At 67.5% G+C, this 21,531-nt stretch carries 24 protein-coding genes; 18 read left to right on the plus strand and 6 right to left on the minus strand.

Features of this window, described 5'->3' with window-relative positions:
• Window positions 1-58: 58 nt before the first annotated feature.
• The 3 genes from dapA (at window position 59) to V5F68_RS08705 (ending at window position 2,174) form a co-directional block, all read left to right on the plus strand.
• The gene (gene dapA / locus V5F68_RS08695) at window positions 59-958 is read left to right on the plus strand and encodes a 4-hydroxy-tetrahydrodipicolinate synthase (protein ID WP_394012078.1); all 900 of its coding nucleotides are present in this window, start codon (window positions 59-61) and stop codon (window positions 956-958) included.
• A 60-nt stretch (window positions 959-1,018) separates the two neighbouring features.
• Window positions 1,019-1,498, plus strand: coding sequence for an SsrA-binding protein SmpB (gene smpB / locus V5F68_RS08700; RefSeq protein WP_394012080.1), 480 nt, complete (start codon window positions 1,019-1,021; stop codon window positions 1,496-1,498).
• Window positions 1,499-1,607: 109 nt separating this feature from the next.
• Window positions 1,608-2,174, plus strand: a complete 567-nt coding sequence (locus V5F68_RS08705; RefSeq protein WP_394012082.1) for a peroxiredoxin — start codon at window positions 1,608-1,610, stop codon at window positions 2,172-2,174.
• Here V5F68_RS08705 and V5F68_RS08710 read toward each other — a convergent pair.
• Window positions 2,171-2,806 carry a uracil-DNA glycosylase gene (locus V5F68_RS08710; protein ID WP_394012084.1) on the minus strand — a complete coding sequence of 212 codons (636 nt, stop codon included), beginning with the start codon at window positions 2,804-2,806 and terminating at the stop codon, window positions 2,171-2,173. The genes V5F68_RS08705 and V5F68_RS08710 overlap by 4 nt on opposite strands.
• A 6-nt stretch (window positions 2,807-2,812) precedes the next feature.
• Entirely contained in the window at window positions 2,813-3,418 is a 606-nt protein-coding gene (locus tag V5F68_RS08715) for a LabA-like NYN domain-containing protein (RefSeq protein WP_348848379.1), read from the minus strand.
• Between the two features lie 203 nt (window positions 3,419-3,621).
• Between V5F68_RS08715 and rpoZ the strand changes: the two genes are divergently transcribed.
• Window positions 3,622-4,008 carry a DNA-directed RNA polymerase subunit omega gene (rpoZ, locus tag V5F68_RS08720; protein ID WP_348848380.1) on the plus strand — a complete coding sequence of 129 codons (387 nt, stop codon included), beginning with the start codon at window positions 3,622-3,624 and terminating at the stop codon, window positions 4,006-4,008.
• Window positions 4,009-4,092: 84 nt separating this feature from the next.
• Here the strand turns inward: rpoZ and rimO are convergent, their stop codons facing one another.
• The gene (rimO, locus tag V5F68_RS08725; RefSeq protein ID WP_394012086.1) at window positions 4,093-5,427 is read right to left on the minus strand and encodes a 30S ribosomal protein S12 methylthiotransferase RimO; all 1,335 of its coding nucleotides are present in this window, start codon (window positions 5,425-5,427) and stop codon (window positions 4,093-4,095) included.
• A gap of 42 nt (window positions 5,428-5,469) precedes the next feature.
• On the minus strand, window positions 5,470-6,048 hold the full coding sequence (locus V5F68_RS08730) for a hypothetical protein (RefSeq protein ID WP_394012088.1): 579 nt from the start codon (window positions 6,046-6,048) through the stop codon (window positions 5,470-5,472).
• Here V5F68_RS08730 and exbB point away from each other — a divergent pair.
• From exbB to mdoH, 12 genes are all read left to right on the plus strand, one after another.
• A complete protein-coding gene (gene exbB, locus V5F68_RS08735; protein WP_509274686.1) occupies window positions 6,047-6,877 on the plus strand; it encodes a tonB-system energizer ExbB in 831 nt (276 codons plus the stop codon). The genes V5F68_RS08730 and exbB overlap by 2 nt on opposite strands.
• A gap of 3 nt (window positions 6,878-6,880) precedes the next feature.
• Complete coding sequence (exbD, locus tag V5F68_RS08740; protein ID WP_394012092.1) at window positions 6,881-7,390, plus strand: TonB system transport protein ExbD; 510 nt, start codon at window positions 6,881-6,883, stop codon at window positions 7,388-7,390.
• The gene (locus V5F68_RS08745) at window positions 7,387-8,244 is read left to right on the plus strand and encodes an energy transducer TonB family protein (protein ID WP_394012094.1); all 858 of its coding nucleotides are present in this window, start codon (window positions 7,387-7,389) and stop codon (window positions 8,242-8,244) included. The genes exbD and V5F68_RS08745 overlap by 4 nt, the downstream gene beginning before the upstream one ends.
• A gap of 188 nt (window positions 8,245-8,432) precedes the next feature.
• The gene (gene glyA / locus V5F68_RS08750) at window positions 8,433-9,746 is read left to right on the plus strand and encodes a serine hydroxymethyltransferase (RefSeq protein ID WP_394012096.1); all 1,314 of its coding nucleotides are present in this window, start codon (window positions 8,433-8,435) and stop codon (window positions 9,744-9,746) included.
• A gap of 28 nt (window positions 9,747-9,774) precedes the next feature.
• On the plus strand, window positions 9,775-10,284 hold the full coding sequence (gene nrdR, locus V5F68_RS08755) for a transcriptional regulator NrdR (protein ID WP_394012098.1): 510 nt from the start codon (window positions 9,775-9,777) through the stop codon (window positions 10,282-10,284).
• Window positions 10,285-10,288: 4 nt separating this feature from the next.
• A complete protein-coding gene (ribD, locus tag V5F68_RS08760) occupies window positions 10,289-11,425 on the plus strand; it encodes a bifunctional diaminohydroxyphosphoribosylaminopyrimidine deaminase/5-amino-6-(5-phosphoribosylamino)uracil reductase RibD (protein WP_394012100.1) in 1,137 nt (378 codons plus the stop codon).
• Between the two features lie 224 nt (window positions 11,426-11,649).
• Window positions 11,650-12,288 carry a riboflavin synthase gene (locus V5F68_RS08765; protein WP_394012102.1) on the plus strand — a complete coding sequence of 213 codons (639 nt, stop codon included), beginning with the start codon at window positions 11,650-11,652 and terminating at the stop codon, window positions 12,286-12,288.
• 6 nt (window positions 12,289-12,294) lie between these two features.
• Window positions 12,295-12,786, plus strand: a complete 492-nt coding sequence (ribH, locus tag V5F68_RS08770) for a 6,7-dimethyl-8-ribityllumazine synthase (RefSeq protein ID WP_394012104.1) — start codon at window positions 12,295-12,297, stop codon at window positions 12,784-12,786.
• Window positions 12,783-13,265 (plus strand): transcription antitermination factor NusB, encoded by a 483-nt coding sequence (nusB, locus tag V5F68_RS08775; RefSeq protein WP_394012106.1) that lies wholly within the window; start codon window positions 12,783-12,785, stop codon window positions 13,263-13,265. Before ribH ends, nusB begins: the two co-directional genes overlap by 4 nt.
• 1 nt (window position 13,266) lies before the next feature.
• Window positions 13,267-14,265: a thiamine-phosphate kinase gene (thiL, locus tag V5F68_RS08780; protein ID WP_394012108.1), complete on the plus strand. Its 999-nt coding sequence runs from the start codon at window positions 13,267-13,269 to the stop codon at window positions 14,263-14,265.
• A 144-nt stretch (window positions 14,266-14,409) separates the two neighbouring features.
• Window positions 14,410-15,945: an OpgD/OpgG family glucan biosynthesis protein gene (locus V5F68_RS08785; protein WP_394012110.1), complete on the plus strand. Its 1,536-nt coding sequence runs from the start codon at window positions 14,410-14,412 to the stop codon at window positions 15,943-15,945.
• Window positions 15,933-18,107, plus strand: a complete 2,175-nt coding sequence (gene mdoH / locus V5F68_RS08790) for a glucans biosynthesis glucosyltransferase MdoH (RefSeq protein ID WP_394012112.1) — start codon at window positions 15,933-15,935, stop codon at window positions 18,105-18,107. Before V5F68_RS08785 ends, mdoH begins: the two co-directional genes overlap by 13 nt.
• A 25-nt stretch (window positions 18,108-18,132) precedes the next feature.
• Here mdoH and V5F68_RS08795 read toward each other — a convergent pair whose 3' ends face one another.
• Both V5F68_RS08795 and V5F68_RS08800 read right to left on the minus strand, forming a co-directional pair.
• Window positions 18,133-18,369 carry a hypothetical protein gene (locus V5F68_RS08795; protein WP_394012114.1) on the minus strand — a complete coding sequence of 79 codons (237 nt, stop codon included), beginning with the start codon at window positions 18,367-18,369 and terminating at the stop codon, window positions 18,133-18,135.
• Window positions 18,370-18,445: 76 nt separating this feature from the next.
• Window positions 18,446-19,204, minus strand: coding sequence for a hypothetical protein (locus V5F68_RS08800; RefSeq protein ID WP_394012116.1), 759 nt, complete (start codon window positions 19,202-19,204; stop codon window positions 18,446-18,448).
• A 210-nt stretch (window positions 19,205-19,414) separates the two neighbouring features.
• Between V5F68_RS08800 and V5F68_RS08805 the strand changes: the two genes are divergently transcribed.
• Both V5F68_RS08805 and V5F68_RS08810 read left to right on the plus strand, forming a co-directional pair.
• Entirely contained in the window at window positions 19,415-20,137 is a 723-nt protein-coding gene (locus V5F68_RS08805) for a response regulator (RefSeq protein ID WP_394012118.1), read from the plus strand.
• Window positions 20,134-21,468, plus strand: a complete 1,335-nt coding sequence (locus tag V5F68_RS08810) for an ATP-binding protein (protein WP_394012120.1) — start codon at window positions 20,134-20,136, stop codon at window positions 21,466-21,468. The genes V5F68_RS08805 and V5F68_RS08810 overlap by 4 nt, the downstream gene beginning before the upstream one ends.
• Window positions 21,469-21,531 lie beyond the last annotated feature (63 nt).

A 21,531-nucleotide genomic window follows, 5' to 3' on the forward strand; every position in this document is an offset into this window, starting at 1 on the left:
CGATCCGCTCGCCGAAACCGCGCGGGCGCGAATCGTGATTCACAACAAGGCACCTGCCATGTCCTCCTCGTCGTCCCTGCCGCACTTCCGGGGTCAGTTTACGGCCCTGGTCACTCCTTTCCGGGATGGTGCGCTGGATGAAAAAGCGTTCCGCGACTTCGTCGATTGGCAGATCGCCGAGGGCATCGACGGCCTGGTTCCGGTCGGCACCACGGGCGAGAGCCCGACGGTGAGCCACGAGGAACACAATCGCGTGATCGAGATCTGCGTCGAGCAGGTGAAGGGGCGTGTTCCGGTGATGGCCGGCACCGGCTCCAACTCCACCGAGAGCGCGGTCGAATTCTCGCGCCATGCCGAGAAGGTGGGCGCTGACGCTTTGCTGGTGGTGACGCCCTATTACAACAAGCCCACGCAGGAGGGCCTGTTTCAGCACTTCAAGGCGATCAACGACGCCGTCGGCCTGCCGATCTTCATCTACAATATTCCGAGCCGGTCGGTGATCGACATGTCGGTCGAGACCATGGCGCGGCTTTATGAGCTGAAGAACATCGTGGGCGTGAAGGATGCCACCGCCAATCTGGCGCGCGTGTCCCAGCAGCGGCTGACCCTAGGGCCGGATTTCATCCAGTTCTCGGGTGAGGACGCGACCGCGCTCGGCTTCATGGCCCATGGCGGCCACGGCTGCATCTCGGTGGCCTCCAACGTGGCGCCGCGTCTCTCCTCGGAGCTGATGGGCGCCTGTCTCGCCGGCGACTTCAAGACGGCGCTGGCGCTGCAGGACAAATTGTTTCCCCTGCACACCGCCTTGTTTGTCGAGACCAACCCGGCGCCGACCAAGTTCGCGCTCTCGGTGCTCGGCAAGATGGCCGAGGACGTGCGCCTGCCCATGGTGCCGGTCTCCGAAACCACCCGCGCGGTCGTGCGCAGCGCGATGGCCCATGCGGGCCTCCTGAACTGAGGTTGAGGGACAGCACGCGGCGGGAGATCTCTTCTCTTCCGCCGCCGTCCCCGGATGCACATGTCAGAAAAAAAGAAGAAAGAACTGCCGCGCAAAGTGGTCGCCGACAATCGGCGTGCCCGGTTTGACTATGAGATCGGCGAGGTCTTCGAGGCCGGGATCATGTTGACCGGCACCGAGGTCAAGAGCCTGCGCAGCGGCAAGGCGACCATCGGCGAGAGCTATGCCGCCGCCAAGAACGGGGAACTGTGGCTCTACAATGCCTATATTCCCGAATATCTGGAAGCCAACCGCTTCAACCACGAGACCCGCCGCCCCCGCAAGCTGCTGATGCACAAGCGCCAGATCGGCAAGCTGGCGCAGGCGGTGGAGCGCGAGGGCATGACCATCGTCGCCATGAAGATCTATTTCAACGAGCAGGGTCGCGCCAAGGTCGAGGTGGCGATCGGCAAGGGCCGCAAGACGCACGACAAGCGCGAGGCCGTGAAGGAACGCGACTGGGGCCGCGACAAGGCCCGCCTCATGCGCGATCGCGGTTAGCCGGCAGGCGGCCCGTGCCCCAGCTGGATCGTGGCCGCGCCTTTGCTAAGATATAACCAATGATCCGGGGTCGGTCGTCCTGGCCCCGCGCACAACATGGGGTGGAGCCGTGGCCGACTGGACCGAACTTCCCGAAAACCTTCCCACCCCCGAGGACGACGGCCAGGCGAGCCATCTGCCGGGGCTGGAGCTGCCCATCATCCCCCTGCGGGCGACCGATGGGCGTGTGGTGGATCTCTCCTCCCTCTCCGGGCGCATCGTGGTCTATTGCTACCCGCGCACCGGCCAGCCGAACCAGCCGAACCCGGAAGGTTGGGACGAGATTCCCGGCGCCCGTGGGTGCACACCGCAAAGCTGCGCCTTTCGCGACCATTTCGAGGAATTGATCGAAGTTGGGGCGCACCATGTCTTCGGGCTGTCGACCCAGGACACCGACTACCAGCGTGAAGCCGCGGAGCGGCTAAATTTGCCGTTCTCGCTGCTGTCCGACCACGCGCTGGAATTCACACGATCGGTTTCGCTGCCCACCTTCACGGTGGAGGGCAAGGTGCTGCTGAAGCGCATCACCCTCATCATCGAGGACGGGGTGGTGGAGCACGTGTTCTATCCGGTATTCCCGCCCCACAAGAATGCCGGGGACGTGCTGGAATTCCTGCGGCGCCACGTTTCCGCCTAGGCTGTCTCCAGATAGGCCTGCGCGGCCCGGAATACGTCGGCGAACATGGCCGGCGTCAGGACGCCCGTATTGGTGTTGTAGCGCGAGCAATGATAGCTGCCGAACAGGCGCAGAGCACCGATCTGCGCCTGCGCGCCATGGCCGAACTTCACGCGCGACAGCTTTTCGCCGAGCGCGGCGACGGTTGAATCATGGCCGATCTTGCCGAGCGCGATGATCGCCTTGAGGTTCGGCATGGCCGCAATGGCGGAATGGAGGAAGGGCCGGCAGGTGCGGATCTCCTCCGTCGTGGGCTTGTTCTCCGGCGGAACGCAGCGCACGGCATTGACGATGCGGGCATCGCGCAGCTCCAGCCCGTCGTCCGGCCGCGCACCGTAAGTGCCGACGGCGAAACCGAAATCCAGCAAGGTCTGATAGAGCAGGTCGCCGGCGAAATCGCCGGTGAACGGGCGACCGGTGCGGTTCGCGCCGCGCAGTCCCGGCGCCAGGCCGACGATCAGCAAGCGGGCATCGTGCGGGCCGAATCCGGGCACCGGACCATTGAACCAGGAGGGCTCGGCCGCGCGCCATTGATCGCGAAATGCCGCGAGGCGCGGGCATAGGGGGCAATCATGCCCCGGCTGCTGTTCCATGCAGGATCAGGGCTCTTCGGCGTCGGGCAGCGGCGAGCCGCGTCGCTCCAGAAAGCGCGGGGTCTCGTGCATGCGTCCCTGCCGCTCGGCGGGATCGCGGCCGATCTTCGATTGCAGGTCCACGAGATCCAGGAAGATATCGGCCTGCCGCCGCAATTCGTCCGAGATGAGCGGCGGCTGGGTGGAGACGGTGGAAACGACGCTGACCCGAATGCCCTTGCGCTGCAAGGCTTCGACCAGGGAGCGGAAATCCCCGTCGCCGGAAAACAGCACGATATGGTCCACGTGGCCGGCGAGTTCCATCGCGTCCACGGCGATTTCGATATCCATGTTCCCGCGCACCCGGCGGCGGCCCTGGGAGTCCGTGAATTCGCGTGCCAGTTTTGTGACGACGGAATAGCCGTTATAGTCCAGCCAGTCCAACAACGGCCGAATGGAAGAATATTCCTGGTCTTCGATCAAGGTGGTGTAGTAAAAAGCGCGCAAAAGATACCCGCGCGACTGAAATTCTTTCAAGAGGCGCTTATAGTCGATGTCAAAACCGAGAGCCTTTGTCGCTGAATAGAGATTGGCGCCATCAATAAGCAGCGCGATCTTTTCCAGTCCATTCATAAAGGGCGTCCAAAACCAAGAGGGAGAGTGTACAAGCTAGAATGGGTATAAAATGGGAATTCCGACCTTTCTCCGCCAGACTTAAGCGGAGCGCAAGTGAAAAGCCTGCCCGCCCTTGCCGCGTCCCGGGCTTTCATGTAAACAACCCCTCTTCAAACTAATATCCTACCTTATTCTACCGCGCACGAGGGAGTGCCGAGCCCATGGCCCGTGTCACCGTTGAGGACTGCATCGACAAGGTCGACAACCGTTTCGAGCTGGTTCTCCTCGCCGGCCACCGCGCCCGCATGATTTCCTCCGGGGCGCCCATCACGGTCGACCGCGACAACGACAAGAACCCGGTCGTTGCCCTGCGTGAAATCGCGGATGAGACGGTGAGCCCCGAGGATCTGAAGGAAGACCTCATCCACACCCTGCAGAAGTACACCGAGGTGGACGAGCCGGAACCCGAGACGGTGCCGATGATCGCCTCCAGCGTGGGCTCCAGCGACGATACCGATATCGTGCTCGACCGCATGACCGAGGAGGAGCTTCTGGCCGGCCTCCAGGGCCTCGTGCCGCCCGAGCACAATGACGAGGACGAGGGCTGAACCCCTTCGTCTCGATTGAATTTGCGTGATGTGTGAACGCGGTCGGCTTCTGCCGGCCGCGTTTTCTTTTGGCCGGCTTGCGTCTCAGAAGCCGACGGCGCTGCCCCGCAGGTCATAGGCGTCCGCCGCATCGATCTTCACGGTGGTGATCTCGCCCACCCGCAGCGGACGGCGCGAGGCGACATGCACGCGCCCGTCGATCTCCGGCGCGTCGCCCTTGGTGCGGCCGATGGCGCCGGCCGGGCCGACGCTGTCGATGATGACCTGCTGGCGCGTGCCCACCTTGCGCTTGAGGCGGCGCGCGGAAATCGCCTGCTGGGTCTTCATGAACCGATCGTAGCGCTCGGCCTTCACCTCGTCGGGCACCGGATCGGCGAGGGCGTTGGCGGGGGCGCCGGCCACCGGCTCGAACTTGAAGCAGCCCACGCGGTCGAGTTCGGCTTCCTTCAGGAAGTCCAGCAGCTCGGTGAATTCCTCCTCCGTCTCGCCGGGAAAGCCGACGATGAAGGTGGAGCGCAAGGTCAGGTCCGGCACCGCCGCGCGCCAAGCCTGCACGCGCGCCAGGGTCTTCTCCTGCGACGCCGGCCGCTTCATGCGCCTGAGCACCGTCGGGCTCGCATGCTGGAAGGGAATATCCAGATAGGGCAGCACCTTGCCGCTCGCCATCAGGTCCATCACCCGGTCCACATGGGGATAGGGATAGACATAATGCAGGCGCACCCACGCGCCGAGCTCGCCCAGCGCCTCGGCCAGATCGAAGAAGCGGGCGGAGCGTTCGCGATCGCGCCACAGGCTCTCGGCATATTTGATGTCGACGCCGTAGGCCGAGGTATCCTGCGAGATCACCAGCAGTTCCTTCACCCCGGCGGCGACGAGGCGCTCGGCCTCGCGCATCACATCGGCGAGGGGGCGGCTCACAAGGTCGCCGCGCAGCTTGGGGATGATGCAGAAGGTGCAGCGATTGTTGCAGCCTTCGGAAATCTTCAGATACGCATAATGGCGCGGGGTCAGCTTGATGCCGTGCTCGGGCACGAGATCCAGGAACGGATCATGCTGCGGCGGCACGGCTTCGTGCACGGCGGCGAGCACGCTCTCATATTGCTGGGGGCCGGAAATGGCGAGAACGCTCGGGTGCACCGCGCGGATCTGCTCCGGCTCGGCGCCCATGCAGCCGGTGACGACCACCTTGCCGTTCTCCGCCAGCGCCTCGCCGATGGCGGAAAGGCTCTCCGCCTTGGCGCTGTCCAGAAACCCGCAGGTGTTGACGATCACGAGGTCCGCGCCGTCATGGCCGCGGGAGAGTTCATAGCCTTCGGCGCGCAGGCGCGTGATGATGCGTTCGCTGTCCACCAGCGCCTTCGGGCAGCCAAGCGAGACGAACGAAATACGAGGCGAAGTCTTCGGCGCGAGTTCGGCCATGGCGCGGGGCGCGTTTCCATCAGTGTCAGGAGCGCCGACGCGTTAAGCGAGGATAGGGGCGGCGTCAATCCCGCGCCGGAACACGAAACTGGCAATCCCCGCGCCGCAGCGGCGGATCGTGCCGGTGCCGCCTTCCGCCGTGGGGACGCGCGGCTTGATGGAAGTGGGGGCCAGCACGCCGGGAGCGCCGCTTGGAGGAGCCGTCCGCAGGCTTTCGTCCGAGCGTTCGGCGGGCCCATGCAAGAAGAGTGTCATGACGTTGCGGTATTGGCGCGCATGGTCGCAGCGGCGAAAAAGGCTTAACGTTGCTCGCCCGATGGCGTAATGAATGGGCAGCCAGCCAATCCCCTTTGCGGGTCGCCAGCCAAACCAGCTTTCTTTTTCTTGCCGGTGAAGCGCGATGACGACACGCGAATTTTCATGCATGCCCAGCGCGTGCGTCCGTTGGGGTTCGATTTTTTCCCTGGTCCTGGCCTGCGCCTTTGCGGCGCCCGGCGCGGTGATGGCGCAGCAGCCGCTGCCGCAGGCTCCCTCTGCTTCCACGCCCGCGCAACCCGCGACGCCGGCTTTGACGGCAGGTCCTGCAAAACCCGCTCCCGTATCGAATGCCGCCCAGCCCATGGCGCCGACGGCGCCTCCTGGAACGCCTGCGCTCGGCGCTCCGGCCGCCAGCGCCCCCCAGCCGGCGACGAACACCGCACCCGATGCCGCGCATCAAGCGCCCGTGGCGACCTCCGCGTCCCTGATCCTGCCGCACGATCTTTCGCCGTGGGGCATGTTCATGGCGGCGGATCTGGTGGTGAAGGCGGTGATGCTCGGGCTTGCCTTCGCATCCGTGGTCACCTGGACCGTGGCCGTGGTGAAGGTGCTCGAACTTTTCATGGCGCTGGCGCAGGCCCGGCGCGGGCTCAAGATCCTGCGCAAATCCAGCGGGCTCCTGCCGGCCGCCGGCGCGCTCGGCACCGCCAAGACCACCACCAACCGCCTGGTGCGCGCCGCCCTGGCGGAACTCGAGGCCTCGCGCGGCCTGCCGGCGGAAGGCATCAAGGAGAGCGTGGCGATTTCGCTGAGCCGGATCGATGCCTATGCCACGCGCCGCATGCAGGTGGGCACGGGCCTTCTGGCCACCATCGGCGCGACGGCGCCGTTCGTCGGGCTGTTCGGCACCGTCTGGGGCATCATGAACAGCTTCATCGGCATCTCGAAGGCACAGACCACCAATCTCGCCGTTGTGGCGCCGGGCATTGCGGAAGCGCTGCTCGCCACCGCCATCGGCCTGGTTGCCGCCATTCCGGCGGTGGTGATCTACAACGTGTTCGCGCGCGCCATCGCCAATTACAAGGCGACGCTGGGGGATTCCTCCTCCGAAGTGCTGCGGCACCTCTCGCGTGACCTCGACCGGCAGGAGGCCGGCATCATGGCGCCGTCCCTGCGCGCAGCGGCGGAGTGAGCCATGGCCGCGAAGCTCGATCTCGGCGGGGACGATCTCGTCGAAAACCACGAAATCAACGTCACGCCGTTCATCGACGTCATCCTCGTGCTGCTGATCATCTTCATGGTCGCCGCTCCCTTGGCCACCGTGGACGTGCAGGTGGACCTGCCGACCTCCAACGCCCAGCCGCAGCCGCGACCGGACAAGCCGCTGTTTCTGACGGTGAAGAGCGATCTTTCCCTTTCGCTGGGCAATGACCAGGTGCCGCGCGACGGCTTCGGCCGGGTTCTGGATGCCGCCTCGAACGGCGACAAGCAGCAGCGCGTGTTCGTGCGCGCCGACCGCTCCGTGCCCTATGGCGACGTGATGGAAGTGATGAACCTGCTGCGCAATGCGGGCTATCTGAAGGTGGCTCTGGTGGGGCTGGAAGGCGCGACCACGGGCGCCGCCGCGCCTGCGCTGCCGGCCACTGCACCAGCGGCGCCGCCTTCCGCGGCGCCCGTGTCCGCTGGGCCTGGGGCGGGGCGGTGACCTCGATCCACCATCCCCATTTCCACTGGCATCATCCGACGCGGGCGGAGGTGCTGGGCTTCATCGCGCGCTGGGCTCTGGCGGCTCTGGTGATTTTCCTCATCCACGGGGCGCTGGTCTATATCGGCCTCTATTGGCAGCGCGACCAGGAGGGCGATCTTCCGGCGGCGGCGATGGTGATCGAGCTGGCCGATCTCGCGGTGTCGTCGCCGACCGAAACGCCCGATGTCGCGCCCGGCCCGCCCATGGTGAAAGCACCGGACCCGGTGCCCGACGCCCCAGAGACCCCGGATGATTCGCCCCCGCCGCCCGAGCAGCAGGTGATGGAGAAGGTGGAGGAAGTGTTCGAGCTTCCCCCGCCGCCGCCCATGGCCGAGGTGACGTTGCCCCAGCAGAAGCCGGTGGAGGAGGTGAAGGAAAAGCCGAAGCCGCAGGAAAAGCCCGAGCCGCCGAAAAAGAAGGCGAGTCGCAAGCCCGCCGCGCCAGCAACCACCGCCGCGCCGAAGACCGATGCGCCGGTGGCGACCACCGCCGCGGCGCCGGCCATCGGTGCGTCCTCCGCGAATTCGGCGGCGCAGGCGACCTGGCGTGGACAGCTGATGGCGCACCTCAACCGCTATAAGCGCTATCCCTCCGACGCCAATGGCGACAAGGGCATGGCGCGCCTGCGCTTCACCATCGACCGCTCGGGGCGGGTCGTGTCCTCGAGCCTTGCCGGCTCCGCCGGCTCCGCCGCCCTGGACCGGGAGGTGCTTTCGCTGATCCAGCGCGCCTCGCCCGTGCCGGCGCCGCCGCCGGAAGTCACCGGCAGCACCATCAGCCTCACCGTGCCGGTGAACTTCAACCCGCGCTGACGGTGCAATACGTGAGGCGAGGGAGCGCGCGCCGCGCACGCCCCTCGGCCCGCGCAGCCCTGCCGTGCCGGAAAGGTGGGGTGGGGCTTTGGACTTGGCCGCAACCCTGTGCTAAGCGACCACCCCTGCCCAAGTTCGCGCCAGCCGTGCCGCGAGCCGGCGCAGCGAAACCCTCGGAGACCACCTTCATGGCCTCGCTCGACGCGAACCGCGCCTCCGTCACGGAGGATCTGAACCGCTTCTTCTCCGCGCCGCTCTCGGAGAGCGATCCCGAGATCGCCGCCGCGATTACGGCGGAGCTCGGTCGCCAGCGCGAGGAAATCGAACTGATTGCGTCCGAGAACATCGTCTCGCGCGCGGTTCTGGAAGCGCAGGGTTCGGTTCTCACGAACAAATATGCCGAAGGCTATCCGGGCAAGCGCTATTACGGCGGCTGCCAGTTCGTGGATGTCGCGGAAAATCTCGCGATCGACCGGGCGAAGAAGCTGTTCGGGTGCGGCTTCGCCAATGTGCAGCCCAATTCCGGCAGCCAGGCCAATCAGGCCGTGTTCTTCGCCCTCATGCAGCCCGGCGATGCGTTTCTGGGTCTCAATCTGGCGGCCGGCGGACACCTGACCCACGGCTCGCCCGTGAACATGTCCGGCAAGTGGTTCACCCCCATCGCCTATGGCGTGCGCGAGGATGACCAGCGCATCGACTATGAGGAAGTGGCCAAGCTCGCCGACCAGCACAAGCCCAAGGTGATCGTCGCCGGCGGCTCGGCTTATCCCCGCATCATCGATTTCGCCAAGATGCGCGCCATCGCCGATTCGGTGGGCGCCAAGCTGATGGTGGACATGGCGCATTTCGCCGGCCTCGTGGCAGGCGGCGCGCATCCGAGCCCGTTCCCGCACGCCCATGTGGTGACCACCACCACCCACAAGACTCTGCGCGGCCCGCGCGGCGGCATGATCCTGACCAATGACGAGGATCTGGCCAAGAAGATCAATTCCGCGATCTTCCCGGGCATCCAGGGCGGCCCGCTGATGCATGTCATCGCCGGCAAGGCGGTGGCCTTCGGCGAGGCGCTCCAGCCCTCGTTCAAGATCTATGCGAAGAACGTGGTGGAGAACGCCAAGGCGCTTGCCGACACGCTGCGCGGCCACGGGTTCGCCATCGTCTCCGGCGGCACCGACACCCATCTGATGCTGGTGGACCTGCGGCCCAAGCGGCTGACCGGCAAGGTCTCCGAGGCGGCGCTGGGGCGCGCCCACATCACCACGAATAAGAACGGCATTCCCTTCGATCCCGAAAAGCCGTTCGTCACCTCGGGCGTGCGTCTCGGTACGCCGGCGGGGACGACGCGCGGATTCGGGGTGGCGGAATTCCAACAGGTGGGCCACATGATCGCGGAAGTCCTCGACGTGCTCTCGCAGAAGGGCACGGACGAGGATAGCCTGGTGGAACAGGCGGTTCGCGGGAAAGTGGCCGAGCTTCTGGCGCGCTTCCCCATCTACAGCTGAGCGCGGGGGCGCCGGGGAGCTATCCAACATGCGGTGCCCGTACTGCGGAAGCCTGGACACCCAGGTGAAGGATAGCCGGCCGACCGAGGACAACACGGCCATTCGCCGCCGCCGGGTGTGCCCCGATTGCGGCGGCCGCTTCACCACGTTCGAGCGCGTGCAATTGCGCGAGCTCATGGTCCTGAAGCGGTCCGGCCGGCGCGTCCCGTTCGACCGGGACAAGCTCGCCCGCTCGGTGGAGATCGCCCTGCGCAAGCGGCCGGTGGAGCCGGAGCGGGTGGAGCGCATGCTCTCCGGCCTGGTGCGGCAGCTGGAAAGCCTCGGCGACAGCGACATCACCTCCGAGACCATCGGCGAACTGGTGATGGAAGGCCTCAAGCAGATCGACGACGTGGCTTACGTCCGTTTTGCTTCGGTCTATCGCAATTTCCGCGAAGCGAAAGATTTCGAAAGCCTGCTCGGCGAGCTGTCGTCGGACGGCGAGCCCAAGCCGGGCGCCGGCGAACCCAAGTCGGCTTCCGCGGCGCACGAGGACTGATCCCATGGCAGCCCCTGAGGCGGTCATCTCCCCGCAGGAAGACGAGCGGCTGATGGCTGAGGCGCTGCTGGTCGGGCAGGAGGGCCTCGGCCGCACCTGGCCCAATCCCTCGGTCGGCGCGCTCGTGGTGCGGCAGACGGAGCACGGGCCGAAGATCCTCGGCGCCGCCGGCACCGCGCCCGCCGGCCGGCCCCACGCCGAACCTCTTGCCTTGGCGCAGTCGGGGGAGGGCGCACGCGGCGCGACGCTCTATGTCACGCTCGAACCCTGCTCCCATCACGGCCGCACGCCCCCTTGCGCGGATGCGGTGGTCGCCGCCGGCATTAGCCGTGTGGTGGCGGCCATCGAGGATCCCGACCATCGTGTGAAGGGCCGGGGCGTCGCGCGCCTGCGGGCCGCCGGCATCTGGGTGACGGTGGGGGTCGGCGCCGAACAGGCCCTGGAAGATCATGCCGGGCACATCAGCCGTGTCACGCGTGGACGGCCGCATGTGCTGCTGAAGATGGCGGTTTCCGCTGACGGCAAGGCGGCACTACCCGGCCCGCGCCCGGCGGCGATCACGGGGGAAGAGGCGCGCACCCGCGTCCATCTCATGCGCGCCCACAACGATGCCATCATGGTGGGCATCGGCACCGTGCTGGCCGACGATCCCATGCTCACCTGCCGCCTGCCGGGCCTGGAAGGGCGTTCGCCGGTGCGCGTGGTGCTGGACAGCGACCTGCGCCTGCCGCCGTCCTCCGCTCTGGTGCGCACCGCGCAGGAGGTGCCGGTGTGGGTGGTGTGCGCGGAGGATGCCCCGCTCGGCCCCGAACGTATCCTGGTGGACCTCGGCCTGGAAGTCCTGCGGGTGCCGCGCGCGGGCGACGGGCGGCTCGATCTTGGCGCGAGCCTGCATCTGCTCGGGCTGCTGGGCGTGACGCGGCTCATGGTGGAAGGCGGCCCGCATCTGGCGGCCGCGCTGCTGGATGCTGGCCTCGTGGACGAGGTGGCGCTGCTGCGCGGTGCGCGCCCGCTCGGCCCCGACGCGCTCGACGCCTTGCCGGGCCGGGCGCTGGAGCGCCTCACCGCGCCGGTGGGTTTCGTCGAGGTCGAGCATGCGGACCTCGGCCCCGACCATCTGATGCGCCTGCGCCGGCGGTGAGGCCGCGGCGCCGCCGTCCGCGCCACACGCAGGGGCGCCATGCGCTGCGGCGCTGCGCCATCGCGAAAAAGGGACGCGATTTTCGCCGCGACATGCTCTAAGGGCGTGACATCTGGCTTTTGCGGCGCACCCTGGCGCGCCCGCCGCCGAGGCCGGGCGGTGCCACGCGCATTCCCGCGGGGGATGACGGCACGGCCGGGCCCATATGGATTTGGACGCACACCATGTTCACCGGCATCGTCACGGATCTTGGCCTTCTCACCGAGGTGACCGCGCATCACGAGGTGCGCACCCTTGTCATCGCCTCGGATTATGATCCCGCCGGCATCGCCATCGGCGCGTCGATCGCCTGCTCGGGCGTCTGCCTCACGGTGACGGCGGTGCGCGAGGGCGGCCCCCGGCGCAGCCTCTTCACGGTGGATGCGGCGCCTGAGACCTTGGCCATCACCACGGTGGCGCAATGGCAGGCGGGGCGGCGCATCAATCTGGAGCGCGCGCTGGCCATTGGCGCGGAACTCGGCGGACATATCGTGACCGGCCATGTGGACGCCATGGCGCGGGTCGCGGCGCGGGAGGATTTTGCCGAGACCACCAAATTCACCTTCGAGGCGCCGGCGGATCTCGCCCGCTTCATCGCCGCGAAGGGCTCGGTCTGCCTCGATGGCACCTCGCTCACGGTGAACACCGTGGATGGCAATTTTTTCACCTGCCTGCTCATCCCCCACACCCTCGCGGTCACCTCCTGGGGGGGCGTGAAGGCCGGCGACGACGTCAATCTCGAAGTGGACCTGATGGCGCGCTATGCGGCGCGACTTGCGGAGTTCCCTCGCGGCGAGTACCCCTCGCGCCCAATTCAGGAGTGATTTGACATGGTCAGCACGCGCAACGAGCGCGCAGGCACCGCGGCGGAGCCGGTTTCCGGCGCGCGGGTGCTCATTGTGGAAGCCCGCTATTACGAGGCCTTGGCCGACGAACTGCTCGCCGGCGCGCGCGCCGCGCTGGAAGCGGCCGGGGTCGAGGTCGAGGTGGTAACGGTGCCCGGCGCGCTGGAAATCCCCATCGCCGCCGAAATCGCCATGGACGGCGCGGAAATCACCGATACGCCCATCGACGCCGTCGTGGCGCTCGGCTGCGTCATCCGGGGCGAGACCTATCATTTCGAGATCGTCGCGGGCGAATCCGCGCGCGGCCTCATGGACCTCGGCCTCGCCCATGCGATGCCGGTGGGCAACGGCATCCTCACCGTGGATACCGAGGCGCAGGCCTGGGAGCGCGCGCGCGTCTCCGAGGGCAACAAGGGCGGCGGGGCGGCCGAGGCGGCGCTCAATCTGCTGCGCCTCAAGCGCCGGGTGTCGGAATGAGCGAGACCGCGCCGAAACCCATGCGCAAAAGCCTCGCCCGCTTGGGCGCGGTGCAGGCGCTCTACCAGATGGACGTGGCCGGCACGCCGGTGAACGAGATCTTCGCCGAGTTCCAGAGCCACTGGCTCGGGCAGGAGGTGGAGGGCACGCAATATCCCGACGCCGACGTGACCCTGTTCAAGGACGTGGTGGAAGGCGTGGTCCGCGACCAGCGCACGCTCGATCCCATGGTGGACAAGGCGCTCTCCGACGGCTGGCCGCTGCGCCGCGTGGAAGTGGTGCTGCGCGCGGTGCTGCGCGCGGGTGCGTTTGAGCTGTCCTCGCGTCCGGATGTGCCGGCCCGCGTGGTGATCGCCGAATATGTCAACGTCGCCGGCGCCTTCCTCGACCGTGACGAGACCGGCATGGTCAATGCCGTGCTGGATGCTCTCGCGCGTGACCTGCGCGCCAGCGAGTTCGCCCGCAACGGAACCGATTGAGATGGTCGCGGACGGCGGTTCGGGCGAGGATGAGTTCATCGGCCGGTATTTCCGGCCCATCGCCACGGACGCCGCCGCGCGGGGGCTGCTGGACGATGCCGCCATCCTCACACCGCCGGCCGATTGCGACCTCGTCCTCACCAAGGATGCGGTGGTCGCGGGTGTGCATTTCTTTCCCGACGACCCGCCGGCCTCCATCGCCCGCAAGGTGATGCGGGTGAACCTCTCCGACCTTGCCGCCAAGGGCGCCCGCCCGCTCGGCGCGCTGCTCGCGCTGGCCCTGCCGCGCGACGTGACCGGCGCATGGATGGAAGCCTTCTCCGCGGGCCTCGGCGCCGATGCGGATTTTTACGACTGCCCCATCCTCGGCGGCGACACGGTGCATACGCCGGGGCCGCTGACCCTTTCGATCACCGCCTTCGGCGCCGTGCCGCGCGGTCGCTTCGTGCCCCGCACGGGTGCCCGGCCGGATCAGGCGATTATCGTTTCCGGCACCATCGGCGATGCGGCGCTGGGGCTGCAATGGCGGCTCGATCCCGCGCGTGCGGGCTTCGCCGGCCTGGATACGAAGGATATCGCGCATCTCGCCGACCGTTATCTTCATCCGCAGCCGCGCCTCCCCTTGGCCGGCGCGTTGCGCGACCATGCGGCGGCGGGCATGGATGTCTCCGACGGGCTCATCGGCGATGTCGCGAAGATGCTTTCGGCCTCCGGCTGCGGCGGGCGGATCTTCGCCGCGCGGGTGCCGCTCTCGGAGGCGGCGCGGGCCGCCATCGCCGCAGAACCGGCCCTGTTCGCCACGGCCCTAACCGGCGGCGACGATTATGAGATCGCCGCCACCATCCCGCTTGCCGAGGTCGATGCCTTTCTGGCGGCGGCGCAGACGGCCGGTGTGCCCTGCACCATCATCGGCGAGACGCGGGCGCAAAGCGGCCTGGATCTGCTCGATCCGGCCGGCAATCCCATGGTTCTGGAACGGCTTAGTTTCAGTCATTTCTGAGCATCGCCGCAGAGCGGTCGCGAACGCGCCGTGATGCCGCCATTGCGCTGCGGAACCAATCTCCCCGCCCACAGTTAAGCTGCGGCATCGCAATCCTTAAGGGAGGCGAGTTGCGGCATGACCTTCCTAACATGAGGCTCGTCCATGCATCGACGCCAGGTCGTCAAGGCCGCCGCTTTCCTTCCGCTCATGGGCGCGTTTGGCGCCTCGTTCTTCGGCGGGCTGGCGGCGCAGGCGCAGGCGCCCGCGGGCGACGGCACGCCGTTCGACGCTTCCACGGTGCGCCAGCTGGCCCGCGAGCGCGCCGCCAAGCCCTACAAGGCCGGTGACCAGAAGCTGCCGGCCCAGCTCGACAAGCTGAGCTATGACGATTACCGCAACATCCGCTTCAACCCGGACAAAGCGCTGTGGCGCGCCGAGAAGCTGCCGTTTCAATTGCAGATGTTCCATCGCGGCTTTCTGTTCCGCGACCGGGTGGACATCGCCATCGTTGCCGACGGCAAGGCGCGCCCGCTGCCCTATTCGCCCGACTTGTTCAATTTCGAGCACAATGTCGCGGCACCGGACCCCAAGGACAATCTCGGTTTTTCCGGCTTCCGCCTGCACGCCCCCATGAACCGGCCGGATTATTTCGACGAGGTCGCCGCTTTCCAGGGCGCGAGCTATTTCCGTGCGGTCGGCAAGGGGCAGGTGTATGGCTCCTCGGCCCGCGGCCTTTCGGTGAAGACCGGAGATCCGGGCGGCGAGGAATTCCCGCTGTTCGTGGCCTATTGGATCGAGCAGCCGCGGCCGGACACGGATTCGGTGGTGGTGCACGCGCTTCTCGACAGCCCGAGCGCGGCCGCCGCCTTCCGTTTCACCATCCGTCCCGGCGATCCCACGGCCATGACGGTGGAGATGACGCTTTATCCTCGCGCCGACATGGATCAGGCCGGCATCGCGACCCTCACGTCCATGTTCTTCTTCGCCCCCAACGACCGCAACGACGTGGACGACTTCCGGCCCGCCGTGCGCGATGCGGAGGGCCTTGCCATCATCAACGGCCGGGGGGAGCGGCTGTGGCGCCCGCTCACCAATCCCAAGCGGCTGGAGGTCAGCCAGTTCGTCGATTCCAATCTGCGCGGTTTCGGGCTGATGCAGCGCCAGCGCTCCTTCTTCGACTACCAGGATCTGGAAGCACGCTACGAGAAGCGGCCGAGCGTATGGGTGGAGCCCATCGGCGATTGGGGCGAAGGCGCCGTGCATCTGATCGAGATCCCCACCCGCGAGGAGGTGCACGACAATGTCGTGACCTATTGGCGGCCCAAGGAGCCGCTGCGCAAGGGCGGGGAATATACCTTCACCTATCGCCTCTATTGGGCCTGGGATCACGCGGAATCTGCCCCGCCGGCACGCTTCGGCGCCACCCGGTCCGGCGCTGCCAGCGGGGGGCGGCTGTTCGTCGTCGATGTGGTCGGTGACAAACTGAAGGACATGGATATCGCCACCGTGCGCGCCGAGGTCTCGACCAGCGCCGGGGCGGTCAAGGACGTGGTGTTGCAGCCCAATCCAGATATCCAGGGCTGGCGACTTTCGTTCGTGCTCGATCCGCAGAATACGGATCTCGCGGAGCTGCGGGCGCAGATCCTGCGCGACAAGGACCTGGTTTCGGAAGTCTGGGTTTACCGATGGACAGCGTGACGGACGCGCGGCCCGTCGCGGCGGGTGCCCCGTCGCCCGAGGCCATCGCCCCGGCGCTTCCCCCGCAGGCGCCGCTCGCCATGCCGGTGCAATCTCTCTCCGTTCCCCCGCACGTGACGCGCCGGCCCGACACCGGGCCGGCCGGCCTTGCATGGCGGCGCCTGCTGGTGATCGGTGGCGCCATCCTCATGACCGCCTTTGCGGCGTGGGAGATGTATCTGGTGCTCTCGGTGGGTTCGCTCTCCTGGCTGGAAGGCGTTGTGCTGGTCCTGTTCGTGATTCTGTTCGCCTGGATCGCCTTTTCCTGCACCAGTGCGCTGAGCGGCATTTTTTCCCTGATGCATCACGGCGCCGGGCCGCTGGGCATCGACCCCGACGCGCCCCTGCCGGAGGTTTCCGCGCGCACCGCGCTCCTGATGCCCTGCTACAACGAGAGCCCGGCGCGGGTGATGGCGGGGCTCCAGGCGACCTATGAATCGCTCCTGGCGACCGGGCAGGGGGACAAGTTCGACGTCTTCATCCTCTCCGACACCACCGACCCGGATGTCTGGATCGCCGAGGAGGCTGGCTATCTCGCCCTGCGCGGGCGCACCGGCGGGGAGGGCCATCTGTTCTACCGGCGGCGGGCGAAGAATATCGACCGCAAGGCCGGCAATATCGGCGAATGGGTCACGCGCTTCGGCGGCGCCTATGAGAGCATGATCGTGCTCGACGCCGACAGCGTCATGACGGGCGACGCCATCGTGCGCCTCGCCGCCGCCATGGAGCAACATCCCGGCGTGGGCCTGATCCAGACCCTGCCGATCATCGTCGGCGGGCGCACCCTGTTCGCGCGGCTCCAACAGTTCGCGGGGCGGCTCTACGGGCCGCTGCTGGCCCACGGCCTTTCCTGGTGGCACGGCAGCGAAAGCAATTATTGGGGCCATAACGCCATCATCCGCACCGGCGCCTTCGCGCACTGCGCGGGCCTGCCCCATCTGCGGGGCCGCAAGCCGTTCGGCGGGCATATTCTGAGCCATGATTTCGTCGAGGCGGCGCTGATCCGGCGCGGCGGCTTCGCGGTGCACATGGTGCCGGGCCTGGAGGGCAGCTATGAGGAAGGCCCGCCCTCCCTCACCGACCTTGCGGTGCGCGACCGGCGCTGGTGCCAGGGCAATCTCCAGCACGCCGCGGTGCTGCCGGGGCGCGGGCTGAAATTCATCAGCCGCCTGCATCTCCTGACCGGGATCGGCTCCTACATCACGGCGCCGCTGTGGCTCGCCATGCTGACCGCCGGCCTTCTGGTATCGTTGCAGGGGCGCTTCGTGCCGCCGGACTATTTCCCCTCGCAATTCTCGCTGTTTCCCAGCTGGCCGGCGCAGGACCCCGTCCGCGCCGCCTGGGTGTTCGTCGGCACCATGTCGGTGCTGCTGGCGCCGAAGCTCATCGCCTATGTGCTGATGCTGTTCGACGCGCGCCGGCGGCGCGGGTTCGGCGGCGGCATCCTGGCGTTCTTCGGGGTGCTGGTGGAAACCCTGCTCTCGGGCCTGATGGCGCCGATCATGATGATCATCCAATCCTCGGCGGTGGCCAGCATCCTCATGGGCCGCGATTCCGGCTGGCAGCCGCAGCGGCGGGATGATGGCTCGGTGCCGCTCGGTGCGCTGCTGCAGCGGTATGGTTTTCACACCCTGCTCGGGCTCGCCCTGGGTGTGGTGGCCTATCTCATCGCCGCGCCATTGTTCTGGTGGATGAGCCCGGTGATCCTCGGCCTCGTGCTGGCGGTGCCGCTGGTGGCGCTCACGGCATTGCGCGGCGCCGGGACGGGATTGCGGCGGCTCGGCCTCCTCACGGTGCCCGAGGAGCGCACGCCACCGCCCGTGCTGGAACAGGCCGGTCGGATCGCCGAGCAACTGGCCGTGGAGCTGCGCGAGGGCGAGGCGGTGGCCCGGCTGCGGGGCGACGGGCGCCTGAGGGCGGCCCATATCGCCTTCCTGCCGGACGGCGGTGCGCGCCGGCGCGGGGATCATTCCCCCGAACGCCTGGTGGCACGCGCCAAGATCGCCGATGCCGCAAGCCTGCCGGAGGCGATCGGCGCGCTTTCCGCGCGAGAAAAGGCCGCGGCGCTTGGCGATGGCGAGGCGCTCGCCGCGCTCCTGGCCCTCCCGGACCCTCGCGGCTGAGGTCGCTTCCTGACCCCGAAGCGGTTCAGCGGCGGGGCGGCTGCACGTGCGCCCGGTGCACGGGGGCCTGCTCGCCCGGCAAAAGCGCCGCGTGCCGCAGCGCGTCCACCACTGTTTCGGCACAGGAGACACTGTCCTTGCGCGCCCATTGGGCCGCGTCTTCCCAGACCTTGTGATAGGTCCGCTCATAGATCAGCTTGGCGACGAATTCGGTTACGTCGGCCTGCGCGATGTCGATATGTGCCGCGTGCGTCGGTGTCATGTGGGCTCCTTGTGATACCGGGAGGGCGCTTTGCGCCCGTCCTCGCATGGGCCCCCGCCCGTTGATCTGCCTGCGCTCAGAGCGCCGGGCGCGGATGCCGGGACGCCGCGTCGGCGTCGGAAGGATCCGGCAGGGCCTGCGGGCCATGTCCGCCTAGGTGGGGGTGTTCGACGCCGGGCGGCGGCATCGGCGGGGCGAGGGGCGCGCCGAACGCAAACGCGAGCGGGCCGCGCGGCGGGCCGGGCGGCAGCAGCGCGGAAAGCTCCGCCGCGCGCTGGAGCTGGTCCTCCGTGAGCTTGCTTTTCAGCGCCGTGAGCGCGGCGAGAACGGCCTGTGCCTTGGTGCCCTGATCCGCCATGTGGGTGGCGATCGCCTCGGCGCGCTCGAAGGCGGCGGGCTTGGGCTCTTCCTGCGGCGGCTTGGGCGGCTGGAGCAGCGCCAGCACGGCATTGGTATAGGCGCGCCACGCATCGAGTTGATCGGCGCGGATGCCGATATAGGTCTCCATGGTGGAAAGGGAGGCCGCCGCCACCATCTGCCCGCCGACCGGGCCGGGGCCTCGATCGGGGCGTCGGGCCCCCTTCAGGTCTTCATCGGCATTTTGCCACCTGTCCGCCTGCCGGTCGCGTGGGCCGGGCACGGTTGCCTCCGCCACTTGAAAGGGTCGGGTGCTGACAGCAAACTGGCTCGTGCCCTCGCTGGCTGAAAGGCGGTCCGTGCTCTTCGCCACAACGGTTGCGCCATCCGCGAAGGCAAGGCCACCGGCCGCAAAGCCGGCCACGCCGATGCCGAGCGCCAGTACCACCGAGGGGGCGAGAATGGCCCGTTTCAACATATGCGTCGTCCTCAAGTCGTTTGCGATGACCTGACGATGCGCCCCGGCAATTGCCCTGGTGTGGCGGTGCGTTTCTGGATGTTTCTAAAAATCGGGTATTTGTGAGCGGCGATTGCTGAGCGCATGATGGCAATGGAAAATTGCAATCCGCCGGCAGATATTTTCGCGGCGTGCGCTAGAGCGTCGAGGACTGCAACGGGAAACAATCGTTTGGAAGCGGCGCCGCACATTCTTGTGGTCGATGACGACCACGAAATCAGAAAACTGCTTGGCCGCTATCTGGCGAGCCAGGGCTTTCGCGTGTCCCTCGCCGCCACCGGCCGGGAGATGGAAGAGAAGCTCACCACCAATCGCATCGACTTCGTGGTGCTGGATCTGATGCTGCCAGACGCCTCGGGCCTCGATCTGTGCCGGTCGCTGCGCTCACGCTCGCGCGTGCCCATCATTCTTCTAACCGCGCTCAAGGAGGAGGTTGACCGCATCATCGGCCTGGAGGTGGGCGCGGACGATTATCTCGGCAAGCCGTTCAACGCGCGCGAACTGGTGGCGCGCATCCGCGCGGTGCTGCGGCGCATGCATGACGTGCCGCCCGACCCGGGACTCGCGCAGAAATACAGCTTCTGCGGCTTCACGGTGGAGCGCGCCTCGCGTCAGGTGCTCGATCCCGCAGGCGTCGACCTCGCCTTTACGGCGGCCGAATTCGACCTGCTGCTCGCTTTCCTGGAGCGGCCGGGCCGCATCCTTTCGCGCGACCAGTTGCTCGACATCACCCAGGGCCGGGAAGCGGGGCCGTTCGACCGCTCCATCGACGTGCTGGTCAGCCGGTTGCGGCGCAAGCTCGGCGATGCCGGCTCATTCCAGATCCTCAAGACCCAGCGCAACGGCGGCTATCAGTTCGCCGCGCGCGTGGAGACGCTCGAGAGCGCATCGTGAAATCCCTGCGCGCGCGGGTCACGGCGCTTCTGGTCGCGGCGATCCTGCTGGTGCTCGTCCTTGCCACCGCGGTGTTTTTTCTGTTCAGCGGACGTCCGCGCCCGATGTTCGAGCAGGCGGTGACCGCGAGCCAGCTCGCGATGGTGGTGAAGATGGTCGAGAACGGGGCGGATGCGGTCGCAAGCCCAGACATCTTCAGCGTCACCCCGCCCGAAGGCATGGCCGATCCGTTTGCCTCCCGGGCGCTGACCGAGGCTCTGGGCCGGCTGGGTATCGCCCGCGCCGTGACCGTAATTTCGGAATTCGCCCCCGGCTCGTCACCCGGGGGCCCGCCCCCCGCCGATGGCCCGCCGGACGAGGAGAGCCGGGGGCATCTGGCGCTGGTCCATCTCAAGGATGGCCGATGGCTGAGATTTCCCATCGAGCAGCACATGCTGCCCCCGCCACCGACGATTCCCTACGGGGTGCTGGGATGGTTCGCCCTGGTGGCCCTCGGTGTCACGATCGTGGTGGCGGTGGCGGTTCAGCGCCTGCTGCGGCCGCTCGCGCTCATCGAGCAGGCGGTGGATCAGGTCAGCGTGGACGGTTCACTGCCGCAGCTCGCTGAAACCGGCTCTACCGAGGTGCGGGCTGCCGCGCGCACCATCAATCTGCTGTCCCACCGGCTGAAGATGGCGATGGACAGCCGCATGCGGATCGTCGCCGCGGCCGCGCACGATCTGCGCACCCCCCTCACGCGCCTGCGCCTGCGAGCGGAATTCATCGAAGATGAGGAGGAGCGCGAGCGCTGGTTCCACGATCTCGCCGAGCTCGACCACATCGCCGACAGCGCCATCCGCCTGGTGCGCGAGGAAGTCAGCGGCGCGCCGGATGAAAACGTGCCGCTCGACGAGGTGGTGAAGGCCGTGGTGCGCGAAACCGAGCAAAGCAGTCTCGGTGCCGAGCTGGTCGAGGCGTGCCAGTTGAACGTCGCGGGCAAGCCGCTCTCGCTCAAGCGCGCGATTCGCAATCTCATCGTCAATGCCGCCACCCACGGGCGCGGTGCGCGCGTCTATCTGCGCTCGGGCGCGGGATGCGCCCTGCTGCTGATCGAGGACGACGGACCCGGCATTCCCGAACATCTGATGGCGCAGGTGTTCGAGCCCTTCTTCCGGACCGATCCGGCGCGCCAGGTGACGATCCCCGGTGCCGGCCTCGGGCTGGCAATCGCCCACGAGATCATCCAGCGGCACGGCGGCAAGCTGGCGCTCGCCAACAAGCCGTCCGGCGGCCTGATCCAGCGGGTGGAACTGCCCAGCGTGGCCGAGCCTGAGGACATGGCAGCGACCTAGGCTCCGTGACACGCGGGGGGCGCCGCGCGTTGCTCTTGCGGTGTGTTCGGGCGAACCGGATCC

The organism is Roseixanthobacter pseudopolyaromaticivorans (assembly GCF_043195145.2).
Taxonomy (GTDB): Bacteria; Pseudomonadota; Alphaproteobacteria; order Rhizobiales; family Xanthobacteraceae; genus NCEH01.

Bases quoted from the DNA above. Each gene is read 5' to 3' on its own strand.
- dapA (WP_394012078.1), top strand. From the start codon at position 59: ATGTCCTCCTCGTCGTCCCTGCCGCACTTCCGGGGTCAGTTTACGGCC.
- smpB (WP_394012080.1), top strand. From the start codon at position 1,019: ATGTCAGAAAAAAAGAAGAAAGAACTGCCGCGCAAAGTGGTCGCCGAC.
- V5F68_RS08710 (WP_394012084.1), bottom strand. From the start codon at position 2,806: ATGGAACAGCAGCCGGGGCATGATTGCCCCCTATGCCCGCGCCTCGCG.
- V5F68_RS08715 (WP_348848379.1), bottom strand. From the start codon at position 3,418: ATGAATGGACTGGAAAAGATCGCGCTGCTTATTGATGGCGCCAATCTC.
- rpoZ (WP_348848380.1), top strand. From the start codon at position 3,622: ATGGCCCGTGTCACCGTTGAGGACTGCATCGACAAGGTCGACAACCGT.
- rimO (WP_394012086.1), bottom strand. From the start codon at position 5,427: ATGGCCGAACTCGCGCCGAAGACTTCGCCTCGTATTTCGTTCGTCTCG.
- exbB (WP_509274686.1), top strand. From the start codon at position 6,047: ATGGCGCCGACGGCGCCTCCTGGAACGCCTGCGCTCGGCGCTCCGGCC.
- V5F68_RS08730 (WP_394012088.1), bottom strand. From the start codon at position 6,048: ATGGGCTGGGCGGCATTCGATACGGGAGCGGGTTTTGCAGGACCTGCC.
- exbD (WP_394012092.1), top strand. From the start codon at position 6,881: ATGGCCGCGAAGCTCGATCTCGGCGGGGACGATCTCGTCGAAAACCAC.
- glyA (WP_394012096.1), top strand. From the start codon at position 8,433: ATGGCCTCGCTCGACGCGAACCGCGCCTCCGTCACGGAGGATCTGAAC.
- nrdR (WP_394012098.1), top strand. From the start codon at position 9,775: ATGCGGTGCCCGTACTGCGGAAGCCTGGACACCCAGGTGAAGGATAGC.
- ribD (WP_394012100.1), top strand. From the start codon at position 10,289: ATGGCAGCCCCTGAGGCGGTCATCTCCCCGCAGGAAGACGAGCGGCTG.
- V5F68_RS08765 (WP_394012102.1), top strand. From the start codon at position 11,650: ATGTTCACCGGCATCGTCACGGATCTTGGCCTTCTCACCGAGGTGACC.
- ribH (WP_394012104.1), top strand. From the start codon at position 12,295: ATGGTCAGCACGCGCAACGAGCGCGCAGGCACCGCGGCGGAGCCGGTT.
- nusB (WP_394012106.1), top strand. From the start codon at position 12,783: ATGAGCGAGACCGCGCCGAAACCCATGCGCAAAAGCCTCGCCCGCTTG.
- thiL (WP_394012108.1), top strand. From the start codon at position 13,267: ATGGTCGCGGACGGCGGTTCGGGCGAGGATGAGTTCATCGGCCGGTAT.
- V5F68_RS08785 (WP_394012110.1), top strand. From the start codon at position 14,410: ATGCATCGACGCCAGGTCGTCAAGGCCGCCGCTTTCCTTCCGCTCATG.
- mdoH (WP_394012112.1), top strand. From the start codon at position 15,933: ATGGACAGCGTGACGGACGCGCGGCCCGTCGCGGCGGGTGCCCCGTCG.
- V5F68_RS08795 (WP_394012114.1), bottom strand. From the start codon at position 18,369: ATGACACCGACGCACGCGGCACATATCGACATCGCGCAGGCCGACGTA.
- V5F68_RS08800 (WP_394012116.1), bottom strand. From the start codon at position 19,204: ATGTTGAAACGGGCCATTCTCGCCCCCTCGGTGGTACTGGCGCTCGGC.